Consider the following 14,634-nt stretch of genomic DNA (forward strand, 5'->3'; position numbering starts at 1 on the left):
TATACAGAAAACCCACACCGTTTGGTGTGGGCCTCTTTATTTACTGGGTTTTGTCCCAGCCTCTTTTTTGTTGTATTATAAGAAAGTTGAACTTTGTAAAAGGATTAAGGATTAAGGATTATAGTATAAGTGCAACGAAGGCTGTCGCCATTAAACCTTGGCGACAAGCCGAGGTTTCTTTATTCGAGACGAGTTGTATAACGGCTGCGATGTATTGATCAGTAACACGCCTCTTTTGATCAGCAAATCCCATGTATTGATGACTAGCCCCTCATATCTTTTTAAAACCTGCGCCCTCAGTTTTTCCATCGAAGAAGCATACTTTTTTGAACGTAAAGAATAACGGATGAAGTAAATTCAGTGGGTTAAACGGATTTAAATCAACGACATAATAGATTCGACTTCCTTTGCAGGATCTGCTATGATAGCGTTGTCATTACATAGTTTTATGAATAAATGAAGTTGGATCAATAAAGGGGAATGACAAATGCTCTTGTTTCGGTTGATTACGATCATAACAGGTGTCTTGATCGCTGTTTCGCTGACTTTGTCCGTTTTTTATTTTTTTGAAATCCGTCAAATCGACCGGGAACTCGAGCGGGTCAATGCTGAAGAAGCAGGAGCGGAGTACCGGTTGGCACTGATTACGGAACAGATGGACCATGAATACTGGCACATTGTTGAGGAAGGGGTGCAAGAAGCTGGGGAAGAGCTCAATATCGAGGTGAAGTACCTCGGCACCCGGCGTACGAATTACGATGAACAATCCAAGATGATGGACATGCAGATTGCCGGGGGTGTGGATGGCATCATTGTCCAGGCGGTGAACGAGGCGATGTTCCAGCCCCTGATCGATAAAGCCGTGGACCGCGGGATTCCGGTGTTAACCATCGACACCGACGCGCCGTCAAGTAACCGTGCCAGTTATATCGGTACGGACAATTACGAAGCAGGTTATGCGGCTGGGACTGCCCTTGCAGATGACCTCGACGGAAGCGCCACCGTTGCAATCATCACCAACAGCCTTACCTCCACACACCAGAAACTGCGGGTGGAAGGGTTTGAAGACGCGGTTGATGAGTATGACCAGATCGACATCGTCACGGTTGCCGTATCCAACAATACCCGGATTGAGGCGGAACAGGAGGCGGCAGCGATCATCAACCAGCATGAAGATGTCGACGCCTTTTACGGGACCAGCGCACTGGACGGTATCGGGATTGCTGATGCACTCGAAGGTCACCGAAGAGAAGAAGACATCTACACCGTTGCATTCGATTCCCTCGATGAAACGCTGAGTCTCCTGAATGACGGTGCAATCGATACGATCATTGCCCAACAGCCTTATGAAATGGGCTATCGCAGTGTCGTCACCATGAAAGGGATCCTTGAAGGGCTTCATTACCCGTCGATACAGCATACGTCCGTCGATGTCATCACCCTCGATAATGTGTCGGACTTTCCGTTTGACGGGAGGAAAAAGCCATGAAACTGAGGACGAAACTGCTGCTGTATTTCATCGCCATCATCACCCTCTCCGGGGCCGTCTACGCACTGCAGCACCGCACGAATGAACAGGTGTTTGACATGTATGAAGAGAATCTCGATCAGTTTTTGCAGCTCAATGCGGTATCCACCCAGGCAAATGACAGCTATGATGCACTGTATCTCTATGCCCTTGAACCCGTCCGGGAGCACTACCTGGCCTACCGGCAGGAGATGGCCGATTTGAACCGGACCGTGAACTGGGTGGATGACCTCATTGAAGAGACGTCATCGTCCTATGAACTGAACAACTACCGGAATATGCTCACGTACTTGCAATCCGAACTCCGCGCGGCCGAAACGGGGATTGTCGTCAATGACGTGCAAGTTTATTCTGCGCATCTGACCGAAGCCGAAAGTGCCGTCGAGTACATTGATGAGACGACCCTGATGCTGATCGACAGCCAGCTGAACGCCTATGAGGAGGTTGCGACCCTCTCCGAAGAAAAAATGACGGCCGTTCAACGTGCAGGCATCGCGCTCATGATATTTGTCCTGTCGAGCGGTTTACTGATCGCTTATCTGTTCACCTACCGGTCGACGGCCACCATTGAAAGCATGATTTATTCTGCGAAGGAAATTGCTGCAGGGGATTTCGGTGGTGCGGATGTGAAGACGAAGGTGAAAGACGAACTGTGGTTTCTTTCCGAGACATTCAATGACATGAAACGAAACGTCCGGGACAATGTGGTCGCCATTGAGGAAAAAGCCCGTCTTGCCCGGTTGTTAAAAGAAGCTGAGCTCAGAAGCCTGCAAAATCAGATCAACCCGCACTTTCTGTTCAATACACTCAATACCCTGTCGCGCCTGGCATATGTTGAAGGGGCGAAGGAATCCAGTGAGTTAATGAACAGCGTCTCGAGGCTGCTCCGCTATAATTTACGGGACATTGACCGCCCCACAGCACTAGGGGATGAACTCGAAGTCATGGAAGCGTATCTGACTATTCAGAAGACCCGTTTTCAAGGACGGATCACCGTGGTCATGGCTGTGGATGACGATTGCCTACATGTATCCGTACCGGCTTTGACCCTGCAGCCACTCATTGAAAATGCCTTTATCCATGGTGTGGAAGACATGACCAAAGGGGCGGAGATCAACGTACGCGTCAAGAGAGACGCAGATGCGGTGCAGATCACTGTCGCGGATAACGGCGCCGGCATGCAGGAACGCAAAATCGAGGACATTATGAAACGGGTGGAAGAAGGTGCCCTGACCGGTCAGGAAACAACGGGACATTCGACGGGCATCGGCTTGCCGAACGTGATTGCCCGCCTTCGGTATTTCAATTCGGCGATTGATGTGACCATCGATTCGGCGATTGGGACAGGCACCACCGTAACATTGACCATACCGGATCAGGAGGAGGCGACAAAAGATGACGATACGGATCTTACTGGTTGACGATGAAAAGCTCGAACGGATCGCCCAGCGCAAAATGCTTGAGCACCACCGTCCGGACGTGGAGATTTGCGGCGAGGCGGCAAACGGCGAAGAAGCGTTGGATCTGATCCGCGACAAAGAACCGGACCTGGTCTGCCTCGACATTCAGATGCCGGGGAAATCCGGGATTGACGTCGTCCGGGCGATTGAACAGCATCACCCGAAGATCCGGGTGATCATGATCACCGCCTACGACACCTTTGATTATGCCCGTGATGTGATGCGCGCGGGGGTGAGAGAATATTTACTCAAACCCGTAGCAGAAAAAGAGCTCATCGAGAGCATCGACCGGCTCGGGGAAGACATCCTGCAGGAAAAACGCGCGCAGCAAGAACAGCAGAAACAGGAGGAGCGTATTGAGATGTATGTCGCATCGATGCGGGCAAACCGGATCCTGGCACTGCTGATGGATTACCATGTGGACGGGATGGATGAGGAGATGCGCGATGACCCGTTATCAAATGCCACGGCAGTGCTTGCGATTTCCCTGCCGAAAGGCGACGCACCTGCCCTGATTGCCTTGCGGGAATCCATCACCGATGAACTGACCCGGCTCAATCCCGGCTGTCTTGTCGGCCCGGTCCTGGGCTCGCATATCCCGGCATTTTTGACCGGGAACACAGCGGCCTCTCTGTCTCAGCTTTTGCAGTCGTTCATTTCCGCCATCCAACGAAATACCGAGATGGAGATCGCTGTCGGCGCCAGTGAGGGCATTGAAACAGACGAGGATTTTGGCCGAGCTTATCAGGAGGCGGTTGCAGCCCTGACAGATGTGAAAAATGCAAAAGGCGCAAACTACCAGCTCTACCGGGAAAGTGCAGCTACTCAGGCAACCGGCACCCGGTTCAAAGCAGAAAGTGAACTGATTGAACGGGTGAAACACGGGGATGAGGGGAACGTCATCGCAGATTTCGAACAGTATTTTTCGACGATTTCAGCCGAGGCGAACTATCAGCCGGCCCGCTTGAAGCAGGAGCTCGACGAATTTTTCATCGTCCTGCACCGGGCGTTGACGGAACTCGGTGTCAACACGGGGCGCTTCGACGCCACGGTCATGACCAGTATGACGCAGCTCAGACAACAGGCGCTCACGCACGTAAAACAGACCGTGAAAGATGTGGACAACTGGCGAGATGCCGATATGGAACACAGCCTCGAACAAGTGCGCCGCTTCATCGATACCCACTACCGCAGCAGCCTGTCACTCGATGAGGTGGCCGACTATGCAGGTCTCAGCATGTACTATGTCAGTAAGCTCTTCAAAGAACGGTTCGGTGTCTCTTTTACCCGGTACGTCACCGATCTCCGGTTGACGGATGCAAAGCGGATGCTGGCTGATTCGTCGATCTCCTTAAAAGAGATTGCGTTGGAGCTCGGGTACCGGGATCCGAACTATTTCAGCAGGGTCTTCAAAAAAGAAGTCGGCATCAGCCCGACAGTCTATCGCGATCAAGCCCGCGCATTCCCCGGCACCTGAACCAGGTGACCGGGATTTTTCTGCTCGCTTGAAGCTTCAGCCGTGTGATTCAACCGTTTCCTTTGCAAATAAGTCCAGACGATCGCAAAAAAATGCAGGTGAAAGCGCATACACTATGTTCATTCAATTGATAAAGTAGACGTGTACCCGGCAAACCGCCGGCGTGCAGTGATTTTAAATTCAGTAAGGGGGATTCAAACATGAAAAAAGTAATTCTGATCATGGTTCTCGGACTTCTGTTGGCCGTGCTCGCAGCGTGTGGGGAAGATACCGGGGGAAGCAATGCAGAAGAGTCCGATGAGTTGACAATCGGATTGTCCGTCGCAGATTTGACGCTCGAACGGTGGCAGCATGACCGTGACATTTTTGTTGAAACCGCAGAAGAACACGGCGCCGAAGTGATTGTGCAGTCCGCTGATGGCGACGAAGCTGTTCAGACGAGTCAAGTGGAGAACATGCTCACGCAGGGCGTGGATGTCCTTGTCATCATTGCCCATAACTCGGATAGCATCGGTGCCGTTGCACAGGAAGCGATCGATGAAGGCATTCCCGTCATTGCTTACGACCGCATGATTAACAGTGCAGAAATCGATGCCTACATTTCCTTTGACAACGTCAGAGTCGGAGAAATGCAGGCAGAATACCTCGTAGAACAGGTTCCGGAAGGCCGTTACTTCATGATGGGCGGGGCACCGACGGACAACAACGCCCAAATGTTCAGGGACGGACAGATGAATATTGTTGAACCGCTGGTTGAGAGTGGTGACATTGAAATCGTCGGGGATCAGTGGGCTGATGACTGGTCCGCAGATGCGGCCCTTGAAATCATGGAGAACGCTTTAACCGCGAACAACAACGAAATCGATGCCGTTGTGGCGTCGAACGACAGCACAGCAGGTGGCGCGATTCAGGCACTGGCAGCAGAGAACCTCGACGGGGATGTGGCGATTTCCGGTCAGGATGCTGACTTGGCAGGTGTCCAGCGCATTGTCCAAGGCACACAGACGATGACCGTGTATAAGCAAATTCACCTGATTGCGTCGGAGGCGGCTGAACTTGCCGTGGCTATTGGTACCGGTGAAGACGTGAGTTTTGATGAAGAGATCGACAACGGTGTGATTGAAGTGCCATCCATCCTGCTCGATCCGATTTCGGTGGATGAATCAAATGTGATCGATACCGTCATTGAAGACGGTTTCCACAGCTTTGAAGAAGTCTACAGCAACGTACCGGAAGAAGATCGGCCGGATTACGACGGCGAGTGATCGCATGAATGAGATGGGGGGATACTCCCCCATCTTCCTAATTGAACTGAACGAAAAATGAGGTGATGACGAATTGGAAACCATTTTGGAAATGAAACAGATCACCAAGGAATTTCCCGGGGTAAAGGCACTCGATAATGTGAATTTCAAAGTGAATCAAGGTCAGATTCATGCCCTCTGTGGTGAGAATGGTGCCGGAAAATCGACATTGATGAAAGTATTGAGCGGCGTATTTCCCTACGGAGACTATGACGGGGATATTTTGATCAATGAAGAGGTTCAGGAATTTCACACCATCAAAGACTCCGAGCTAGCGGGGGTCACGATCATCTACCAGGAACTGGCGCTGATCAAAGACATGACCATCGCGGAAAACCTGTTTCTCGGCAACGAAAAGGCAACGAGAGGCATTATCGACTGGGGTCAGATGAACGATGCGGCAAACAAATGGTTACAGAAAGTCGGATTGACGACAGATGCGAGGGAAAAAGTAGGGAGCCTCGGTATCGGTAAACAGCAGCTCGTGGAAATCGCCAAGGCGCTGACGAAGGATTGTGACATCATCATCATGGATGAGCCGACAGCAGCGCTCGCGGAAGAAGAAGTGGAAATTCTTATGGGCATCCTCAATCAGCTCCGGGAACAAGGCATCACCGTCATCTACATTTCGCATAAGTTGAAAGAAGTCATGCGGATTGCCGACGAAGTGACCGTGCTTCGCGATGGGCAGACCATTGGCACGAAAGCGATTGACACCGTGACGGAAAATGACATCATCTCGCTCATGGTCGGGCGTGAACTGAATGATTTATTCCCATACGAGGAACATGCCACCGATGAGGTGGTCCTCGAAGTGAAAGACTTCAGCTACTATCTGAAAGGCTCAAAGAAGGCTGTCACCTCGAACGTTTCTTTCGATTTGAGAAAAGGCGAAGTCCTCGGGATCGGCGGATTGATGGGCGCCGGACGGACCGAGTTGGCCACGAGCCTCTTTGGCGGATTCGAGGGTACGTTCACCGGTTCGGTGACCATCGACAAGAAACCGTATCGCATCACCGGACCGAAAGAAGCAATTGAGCAGGGCCTGGCTTATGTATCAGAAGACCGAAAGCGTTACGGGCTCGTCCTCGGCATGGACGTGGCGCAGAACACGACGATGGCGTCACTCGATAAGATCTCGTCGATGTCTTTTCTTCAAAAGGAAGAGGAGATTGTGCAAACGGAAATCTACAACGAAAAAATGCGGGTGAAAACACCCTCACTGGAAACGAAAGTACTGACCCTGTCCGGAGGGAATCAGCAGAAAGTCGTCCTCAGTAAATGGCTGATGACGAACCCGAAGGTGCTGATTCTCGATGAACCGACCCGGGGGATCGACGTCGGTGCGAAACAGGAGATTTATAAATTGATCAATGAACTGACGGCTCAAGGTGTCGGTGTCATCATGATCTCATCCGAACTTCCTGAACTTCTCGGCATGTCTGACCGGGTCCTGGTCATGTCTGACTACCGGGTCACGGGTGAACTGCCCCGGGTAGAAGCGAATCAGGAAGCGATCTTGAAGCTGGCAACAGGAGGCGTGTCCGATGAAAAATAAACTGAGTTTCAAAGTCGATATGCGGGCGTACACACTGATTCTCGCCCTGCTGTTAATCTTTATTGTCTTTACGATCATGACCAACGGTGACTTCATTTCGTCGCGGAACCTGACGAACCTGTCGCGGCAGATGACGGTCATCGGTGTCCTCGCCGTCGGGATGACGCTGATCATCGTCGCCGGCCACATCGACCTGTCCGTCGGATCGCTCCTCGGTCTGACCGGAGGCATCGCAGCCATACTGCAGGTCTGGTACGGCTGGTCGACCATTCCGGTGATCATTGTCACGATTCTTGCAGGTGTTGTCCTCGGTCTCTGGCAGGGCTGGTGGGTCGCCTATAAAGGGGTGCCTGCCTTCATTGTCACACTAGGGGGCATGATGATCTTCCGGGGGATCCTCCTCGGCATCAGTGGGGGGCAGACCGTCGCACCGATGAACGATTCCTTTCGTGCTATCGGACAGGCTTTCATCCCTTATGCGGTGGGTTACGGGTTATTGGCTGCGGCCATTGTCCTCGGCTTCATTATGGCCTTTCGTAAGCGCCAGCGCCGTGAAACGCAGGGTCTGGGTCTCGGGTCCCCGGTGATCGATTACGGGACGGTCGCGATTTTTGCGATCCTCGCGACGGCCTTTGTCTATATGCTGAGCCGGTACCACGGTATTCCAGTCCCCCTCTTGATATTGCTAGTCGTCGCAGGGATCTTTATCTTTATTTCAAAGAACACCACCTTCGGACGGCATATTTACGCCATCGGCGGCAACAAAGAGGCAGCGCGGCTTTCCGGGATCAACATCAAGCGTAATGTCCTGTACGTCTTCGTTCTGATGGGCGCATTATCCGCAGTGGCGGGGATCATCCTCACGAGCCGGTTGAACGCCGGTACCGTCGGTGCAGGGAATATGTATGAGCTCGATGCCATTGCCGCCGTTGTCATCGGCGGGACCAGCCTGATGGGTGGTGTCGGCACGATCGTCGGCTCCATCCTCGGAGCTTTGATCATGGCGAGCATCGATAACGGCATGAGTATGATGAACGTCGCGCCGTTCTGGCAGTATATCGTCAAAGGGTTGATTTTGATCCTTGCGGTGTATCTCGACATCTCATCTAAGAAGAAGAACGCATAATGACTAAGCCCCCTTAGTGCCCCGTTTTCCCTGAACCAGGGAGAGCGGGGATTTTACTGACGAAATATCGTGAATCATTTCCGGTGCCTGCTGTTCGTCGTCATTGCGAACTCTGACGAAAGGATATAAAATGAAAGTATCGAAAGCGCTGTCATCCCTGCTTACAAACGTAAAGCACGTCATCCATACAGGAGAAGATCATCACAGCTAAGCGGTGTGCTTTTGATCATCCCGGGCAGGATTGTTCAAACTGTAGCAATCGCCCGAACATGTCAGACAGTATCAGGAGGTGAAAACAGAGAACGATCAACACGGCAACCTGCATGGCCAAGGGTTGCTCAAGCATAAACGGAAAAATCACAGAGAGTCACTGAGCATTGAAGATGCGCGGCTTTACTTGTGAAAAAGGTACAGATAGCAACCGGATCAGGGAGTCAAATTGACTGACACGATTTAACCTTGTTACCATGCTGTTTTTGCTGAAAAGCATCCTGTATTAAACTTATTTTGAAACTGTTATACTCCTCTAAAATCAATTGAAGATTCCTCCCGATGAATGGCAACCTCAAAAAGTCAGTCGCTTCAAGGGCTCGTTTTCATTCCAACTGCCAAGTGTTCATCCAAAAAATCCCACGCCGTTCAAACAGTAAAATGATCAGATAAGTACACTTCGTAAAAAGAAAAAATCTTGGAAATTTACCAGATAATAATAATTATAAACTGAACAAGAGCCATCCGATTGCCATAACGCTACTCCTGCAAGGGTTTGCAAATCGCCAATACCTAACTTATCCCTTTACCACTACAGAAATACTATCAAACTGAGAATTTAGAATAATATAGACTTTTTTTTCGCGCCTTTGTTATAATTTAAGTTGAGTGTTGGCATGATTAACAATCTATATATATGGAGGGGAGTGGACGTATGGAGTTATGGGCGTATTATGACAATTATATATTGGTTCTGATGTTTATCGGACTCGGGGTGCTGTTACCGGTGGCTACCGTCAGTATCGTTGGACCGTTAGTCCGGCCGAAGAACCCGTATAAGGAGAAGATCACAACGTATGAAAGCGGGATCTCGCCAGAGGGCGATGCCCACGTCAGATATCACGTGGCCTATTACCTGGTTGCGCTTGAATTTATCATCTTTGACGTTGAAACCGTTTTCTTGATCCCTTGGGCAATCGCCCTTGGTGACCTTGGCTGGGTTGGATTGAATCTGATGCTCATCTTCATTTTTATCCTTGTCTTGGGACTCGCGTATTCTTGGAAAAAGAGGGTGTTAGAATGGAACTAAAAGGATTTTCCGAAACAGACCACTATGATCCGCGGATCATGGAGGATATCAACAAGAATGTTTTCTTCACGAAAGTGGATCAGATCAAAGCCTGGTCAAGAACCAGATCGTTCTGGCCGCTCAGTTTCGGCTTAGCCTGTTGTGCCATTGAGATGATGGCGACGGGTGGAAACCGCTACGACTTTGACCGCTTCGGTGTCATTTTCCGTGCGTCACCGCGTCATGCGGACGTGATGATCGTTGCCGGTACGGTAACGGCGAAGATGTCCCCGGTCCTGCGTACACTGTACGATCAGATGCCCGAACCGAAATGGGTTATCGCCATGGGCTCCTGTGCCACATGTGGCGGACCTTATAAAGAAGCATACAGCGTGTTGAACGGTGTGGACAAGATCGTTCCGGTCGATGTGTATGTATCCGGGTGCCCGCCGACGCCGCCGGCGCTTCTGGACGGTGTGGAACGACTTCGCGAAAAAATCCGCCTCGAAGCTAAAGGAGAGAGGGTGGAGAAACGATGAGCGAAGAGCTTCTTGAAGTGATTCAGTCAAAAATCAAATCCGTTCAGGGAGAAGATGCCATCAAGGAAGCGAAACTGAATTTCGGGAAACCGATGGTGATTCTTGATACGGAGAATTGGAATGAAGACGTAATGCGCCTGCTCCATGACGATGAAGCGCTGCAGTTCAATTTCCTCACACTCGTCACCGGCGTCGACTACGAGGAGCATATGGAAGCGATCTACAACCTCAATTCCACCGTGCTTGATCAGTACCTCTACGTCAAAGTGGTGACTCCCCGGGAAAATCCGGTAGTCAGCTCAGCTGAACCGGTATGGAAATCCGCAGACTATATGGAACGGGAAATCTATGACCTGTTGGGCATCACATTCGAAGGTCACTGGAACCTGTCCCGTATTCTGCTTGAAGACGACTGGGAAGGTCATCCATTACGAAAAGATTATATTACAGACAAAAAAGCACTTGGCTTGGACTAGGGGGTGGACAAACAAATGTCGAAAGAATTGAAGACCGAATCCATGACGCTGAATATGGGACCGCAGCACCCGAGTACACACGGTGTATTCCGCCTTCAACTGGAAGTTGACGGGGAAACGATACAAAAGGCGACGCCGATCATGGGCTACCTGCACCGCGGCTCGGAAAAGCTTGCAGAAGGCTTCCTTTACTCGCAATTTATCCCATATACAGACCGTCTTGATTACATGAATGCGATGACGAACAATTACGTCTACTGCGCAACCATCGAAAAACTGCTGGAATGGGAAATCCCGGAACGGGCTGAATACCTCCGCGTCATTACGATGGAACTGAACAGAATCGCCAGTCACCTTGTCTGGTGGGGGACCTATCTCCTCGATATCGGGGCGATGAGCCCATTCCTGTATGCCTTCCGGGATCGGGAAACGATTTTGGACCGCCTGAACGAAATCAGCGGGGCACGCATGACCTTCAACTACCACCGCATCGGTGGCGTGAAGTGGGATGCTCCGGACGGCTGGTTCGATAAAGTCCTGGAAACAGTGGAAGAATTGAAAGTGAATATTGCTGAATTCGATAAACTCGTTTCCGGCAACGAAGTTTTCCAGGCTCGGACGATGGGTGTCGGCGTACTCTCCGAGGAGAAGGTGCTGAACTGGGGTCTATCCGGCCCGCTCGCCCGCGGAAGCGGTGTAGACATCGATGTCCGGAAGTCAGAACCGTATTCCGTTTACGATCAGTTCGACTTTGACGTACCAGTGGAACAAGAAGGTGACGTCTACGCCCGGTACAAAGTCCGTATCCGGGAAATGCACGAATCATTGAAAATCATTGAGCAGGCCTGTAAAAAAGTCCCTGAAGGCGACATCATCACGAAAAAAGGGCAGCGCCTGATGATGATCAAGCCGCCGGAAGGCGAAGTGTACACCCGTGCAGAAGCCTCCAAAGGTGAAATCGGCGTCTACGCCATCAGTAACGGCAAAAATAAGCCTTACCGGGTGAAACTGCGCCGGCCATCCTTCGTGAACGTTTCGATTTTACAGGATATGCTGATTGGCGAATCGATTCAAAATCTCGTCGCCATTTTCGGAAGCCTCGACGTCGTGCTCGGGGAGGTTGATGCCTGATGGAATATTTGATGATGTTTTTATACGCTGTTGCGGTATTGGGTGTGCTTTTGGGTCTCGTGACATTCGCGATCCTGGCAGAGCGTAAGGTCATCGGGGCCATCCAGCTGCGGCCGGGACCAAACCGGCACGGCCCGTGGGGCCTTCTCCAGACCGTTGCAGACGTCATGAAACTTCTATTAAAAGAAGACATCGTTCCAGCCAAAGCAGACCGGCCGATCTTCGTATTGGCACCGGTACTCGCATTCGCCCCGGCCTTCTCGGTTATGGCGGTACTGGTTTACTCCAGTTCCATTGGCGGAGCGGACATCAACATTGGGCTGATTTACTTCCTCGGGGTTTCCTCGATGACGATGCTCGGTGTCCTGATGGGCGGCTGGGCTTCGAACAATAAATACGCCCTGTTAGGTTCCATTCGTGGTGTGGCCCAGATGGTCAGCTACGAACTGCCGCTGATTCTCTCCATTATCGGGATTGTCATTCTCGCCGGGTCCCTGAACTTGACGGATATCGTCAATCATCAGGCATCCATTGGCATGTGGTTCATCATCCCGCAGTTCCTGGCGTTTTTCGTGTATATGATTTCGTCCATTGCGGAATTGAACCGTGCACCATTCGACTTGCCGGAAGCTGAATCCGAACTCGTTGCAGGTTTTTTCACCGAGTACTCCGGTTTCCGTTTCGCGATGTTCATGCTCGCGGAATACACGTACGCCATTGCCATTGCAGGGCTTGCGACAACGTTATTCCTCGGCGGCTGGCTCGGGCCGGCGTTCCTGCCAGGCATTGTCTGGTTTATTCTCAAGGTGTTCGTCGTGATGTTCATCTGGTTCTGGCTCACGGCCACGCTGCCGCGTGCCCGTGTGGATCAGCTGATGAACTTTGGTTGGAAAGTGCTCATCCCGCTGGCGTTATTGAACATTGTGTTTACTGCGATTTATAAAGTATGGATGGGGTGATAAAATGTTTCGATTGTTAAAAGGGTTCGGCGTCACCTTGAACTACTTCCGGAAGAAGAACCTGACCATCCAGTACCCGGAAGAACAAATGGTCATGCCCGAACGATTTCGGGGGATTCACCGCTTCTTCCCGGAAAAGTGTATTGTCTGTAACCTTTGTGTTCAGGTCTGTCCGACAGACGTCATTACACTGACCGGTAAGAAAGACGAGGACAACCCGAAAAAGAAAATCATCGACACGTACAACATTGATTTCCAGGGGTGTATCCTGTGTGACTTCTGTACAGAGGTGTGTCCGACCGATGCCATCGTCATGACGGCACGCTACGACAACCTCAGTGAGTTTAACCGTGCGGACCATTTCAAGGACATCCACTGGCTGACAGCCAATGACCATTACGGGTACTACAAAGACCCGGAAGTGGAAGCCAAGGAAAAGGCAGAGAAGCAAGCCAAGCGTGAAGCTGCCAAAAAGAAGAAAGAAGAAGAAGCTGCAGCGGCCGAAAAGGAAGAAGCAAAAACGGAATCCAAGTCAGCCACGGCCACAGCAACCGCTGTAAAAACCGGCGATGATAAAGGTGAAGCGAAGAAGGCTGAAGCCGAAAAGCCGGAAGCAAAGTCTGAAGACAAGGCCGAAGCGAAAGCGGACGAAAAACAGGCTGAGACAAAGAAAGAAGAACAGCCGCAAGCAAAAAAAGAAGAGCAGCAGGAAAAAGCCGAGCAGGAAACAAACGAAGCCGGACCAAAAGCCAAGGCGGATGAATCAGCCAAGGAAGAACAGGCGGCTGAACAAGCATCCGGCACCTCATCTGATGAGAAAGCAGACGAAAAGTCTGCGGATTCTGCGGAGGCAGAATTCTCTGAGAAGAAATCCTCTAAGGACGATGCAGGAAGAGGTGACAATCAGTGACGACACAAATGATCTTCTTTACGGTTTTAGCTTTAATTGCCATTATCGGTGCAGTAATGATGATGTTACTGACCACGATCTCCCACCGTGTTGTCTCCATGGCGTTCAGTTTCTTTGCTGTGTCAGGTATGTATTTCTTACTGGGAGCCGATTTCATCGGGATCATACAGATTATGGTCTACGTCGGTGCGATCACCATCCTCTTCATTTTCGGTATGATGATGACCGATCACAAGACGGTCTCATTCGAAAAGGATTTTCGGACCGCACATAACGCTCTCGGAACAGTGGCATCAGTCACATTGCTGGGGATCCTGTTATACGGGATCTTCAGCATGGACTTGCCAGGAAATACGCAGCCGGAAGTGACGTCCATCCACAGTATCGGGATGTCGCTCTACGGACACTATTTTGTGGCCTTCATCGCGGTTGCATTTCTGTTGACATCAGCGCTTATTGGAGCAATCGTGATTGCGCGAAAGGAGGCCAACTAAGCTATGGATATTTCGCTATTTCTGGCGGTTGGGGCAATCCTTTTCAGCGTTGGGCTTTACGGGGTATTGACCCGCAGACACCTTGTCATTATGTTGGCCAGTGTCGAGTTGATGCTCAATGCCGTTAACGTCAACCTGGTCGCGTTCTCAGCGATAGGGCCGTTCCCGGATGTATCCGGACAAGTCTTCGCGCTCTTCGTCATTACCGTTGCAGCGGCGGAAGCAGCACTCGGTCTGGCGATCATCATCGCCCTGTATCGTAACCGCAATTCCATCGATGTGATCAAGCACGACCTTCTACGCCGCTAAGAATCTACAACAATGGAACGCCGGTTTTTGAAGTACATAGCTGTTGACGGTTGTGATGTGCTTCAGGAGACTTTGTAAACCTCG

Annotated in this window: 13 protein-coding genes and 1 pseudogene; all 14 read left to right on the top strand. The window is 50.9% G+C overall.

What is annotated here, in order from left to right:
- The first annotated feature begins 487 nt into the window (after nt 1–487).
- The 14 genes and pseudogenes from BBEV_RS00955 (at nt 488) to nuoK (ending at nt 14,550) form a co-directional block, all read left to right on the top strand.
- Nucleotides 488–1,489: a sugar-binding protein gene (locus BBEV_RS00955; RefSeq protein WP_069363746.1), complete on the top strand. Its 1,002-nt coding sequence runs from the start codon at nt 488–490 to the stop codon at nt 1,487–1,489.
- On the top strand, nt 1,486–2,949 hold the full coding sequence (locus BBEV_RS00960; protein ID WP_069363747.1) for a sensor histidine kinase: 1,464 nt from the start codon (nt 1,486–1,488) through the stop codon (nt 2,947–2,949). Before BBEV_RS00955 ends, BBEV_RS00960 begins: the two co-directional genes overlap by 4 nt.
- The gene (locus tag BBEV_RS00965; RefSeq protein ID WP_069363748.1) at nt 2,924–4,465 is read left to right on the top strand and encodes a response regulator transcription factor; all 1,542 of its coding nucleotides are present in this window, start codon (nt 2,924–2,926) and stop codon (nt 4,463–4,465) included. Before BBEV_RS00960 ends, BBEV_RS00965 begins: the two co-directional genes overlap by 26 nt.
- Nucleotides 4,466–4,665: 200 nt before the next feature.
- Nucleotides 4,666–5,730 carry a D-xylose ABC transporter substrate-binding protein gene (gene xylF, locus BBEV_RS00970; RefSeq protein WP_069363749.1) on the top strand — a complete coding sequence of 355 codons (1,065 nt, stop codon included), beginning with the start codon at nt 4,666–4,668 and terminating at the stop codon, nt 5,728–5,730.
- Between the two features lie 91 nt (nt 5,731–5,821).
- Nucleotides 5,822–7,327, top strand: a complete 1,506-nt coding sequence (locus tag BBEV_RS00975) for a sugar ABC transporter ATP-binding protein (RefSeq protein ID WP_069366549.1) — start codon at nt 5,822–5,824, stop codon at nt 7,325–7,327.
- Entirely contained in the window at nt 7,317–8,453 is a 1,137-nt protein-coding gene (locus tag BBEV_RS00980) for a sugar ABC transporter permease (protein ID WP_069363750.1), read from the top strand. Before BBEV_RS00975 ends, BBEV_RS00980 begins: the two co-directional genes overlap by 11 nt.
- 925 nt (nt 8,454–9,378) lie before the next feature.
- Nucleotides 9,379–9,753 carry an NADH-quinone oxidoreductase subunit A gene (locus tag BBEV_RS00985; protein WP_069363751.1) on the top strand — a complete coding sequence of 125 codons (375 nt, stop codon included), beginning with the start codon at nt 9,379–9,381 and terminating at the stop codon, nt 9,751–9,753.
- Between the two features lie 38 nt (nt 9,754–9,791).
- Nucleotides 9,792–10,271 carry a NuoB/complex I 20 kDa subunit family protein gene (locus BBEV_RS00990; RefSeq protein ID WP_407690255.1) on the top strand — a complete coding sequence of 160 codons (480 nt, stop codon included), beginning with the start codon at nt 9,792–9,794 and terminating at the stop codon, nt 10,269–10,271.
- Nucleotides 10,268–10,747, top strand: coding sequence for an NADH-quinone oxidoreductase subunit C (locus BBEV_RS00995; RefSeq protein WP_069363753.1), 480 nt, complete (start codon nt 10,268–10,270; stop codon nt 10,745–10,747). The genes BBEV_RS00990 and BBEV_RS00995 overlap by 4 nt, the downstream gene beginning before the upstream one ends.
- A 15-nt stretch (nt 10,748–10,762) precedes the next feature.
- Nucleotides 10,763–11,878, top strand: coding sequence for an NADH-quinone oxidoreductase subunit D (locus BBEV_RS01000; protein ID WP_069363754.1), 1,116 nt, complete (start codon nt 10,763–10,765; stop codon nt 11,876–11,878).
- Nucleotides 11,878–12,837 carry an NADH-quinone oxidoreductase subunit NuoH gene (gene nuoH, locus BBEV_RS01005; protein ID WP_069363755.1) on the top strand — a complete coding sequence of 320 codons (960 nt, stop codon included), beginning with the start codon at nt 11,878–11,880 and terminating at the stop codon, nt 12,835–12,837. The genes BBEV_RS01000 and nuoH overlap by 1 nt, the downstream gene beginning before the upstream one ends.
- Before the next feature lie 4 nt (nt 12,838–12,841).
- Nucleotides 12,842–13,231 (top strand): annotated as a pseudogene (locus BBEV_RS17720) (NuoI/complex I 23 kDa subunit family protein); the annotation flags it as partial.
- Between the two features lie 512 nt (nt 13,232–13,743).
- Nucleotides 13,744–14,241 (top strand): NADH-quinone oxidoreductase subunit J, encoded by a 498-nt coding sequence (locus BBEV_RS01015; RefSeq protein WP_069363757.1) that lies wholly within the window; start codon nt 13,744–13,746, stop codon nt 14,239–14,241.
- 3 nt (nt 14,242–14,244) lie between these two features.
- Nucleotides 14,245–14,550, top strand: coding sequence for an NADH-quinone oxidoreductase subunit NuoK (gene nuoK, locus BBEV_RS01020; RefSeq protein WP_069363758.1), 306 nt, complete (start codon nt 14,245–14,247; stop codon nt 14,548–14,550).
- Nucleotides 14,551–14,634 lie beyond the last annotated feature (84 nt).

The organism is Salisediminibacterium beveridgei (genome assembly GCF_001721685.1).
Classification (GTDB): Bacteria; Bacillota; Bacilli; order Bacillales; family Salisediminibacteriaceae; genus Salisediminibacterium; species Salisediminibacterium beveridgei.

Excerpts from the sequence above, each read along its gene's own strand:
- BBEV_RS00960 (WP_069363747.1), top strand. The coding sequence starts at position 1,486 with ATGAAACTGAGGACGAAACTGCTGCTGTATTTCATCGCCATCATCACC.
- BBEV_RS00975 (WP_069366549.1), top strand. The coding sequence starts at position 5,822 with ATGAAACAGATCACCAAGGAATTTCCCGGGGTAAAGGCACTCGATAAT.
- nuoH (WP_069363755.1), top strand. The coding sequence starts at position 11,878 with ATGGAATATTTGATGATGTTTTTATACGCTGTTGCGGTATTGGGTGTG.
- BBEV_RS00990 (WP_407690255.1), top strand. The coding sequence starts at position 9,792 with ATGGAGGATATCAACAAGAATGTTTTCTTCACGAAAGTGGATCAGATC.
- xylF (WP_069363749.1), top strand. The coding sequence starts at position 4,666 with ATGAAAAAAGTAATTCTGATCATGGTTCTCGGACTTCTGTTGGCCGTG.
- BBEV_RS00955 (WP_069363746.1), top strand. The coding sequence starts at position 488 with ATGCTCTTGTTTCGGTTGATTACGATCATAACAGGTGTCTTGATCGCT.
- BBEV_RS00985 (WP_069363751.1), top strand. The coding sequence starts at position 9,379 with ATGGAGTTATGGGCGTATTATGACAATTATATATTGGTTCTGATGTTT.
- BBEV_RS00965 (WP_069363748.1), top strand. The coding sequence starts at position 2,924 with ATGACGATACGGATCTTACTGGTTGACGATGAAAAGCTCGAACGGATC.
- nuoK (WP_069363758.1), top strand. The coding sequence starts at position 14,245 with ATGGATATTTCGCTATTTCTGGCGGTTGGGGCAATCCTTTTCAGCGTT.
- BBEV_RS01000 (WP_069363754.1), top strand. The coding sequence starts at position 10,763 with ATGTCGAAAGAATTGAAGACCGAATCCATGACGCTGAATATGGGACCG.
- BBEV_RS00980 (WP_069363750.1), top strand. The coding sequence starts at position 7,317 with ATGAAAAATAAACTGAGTTTCAAAGTCGATATGCGGGCGTACACACTG.
- BBEV_RS00995 (WP_069363753.1), top strand. The coding sequence starts at position 10,268 with ATGAGCGAAGAGCTTCTTGAAGTGATTCAGTCAAAAATCAAATCCGTT.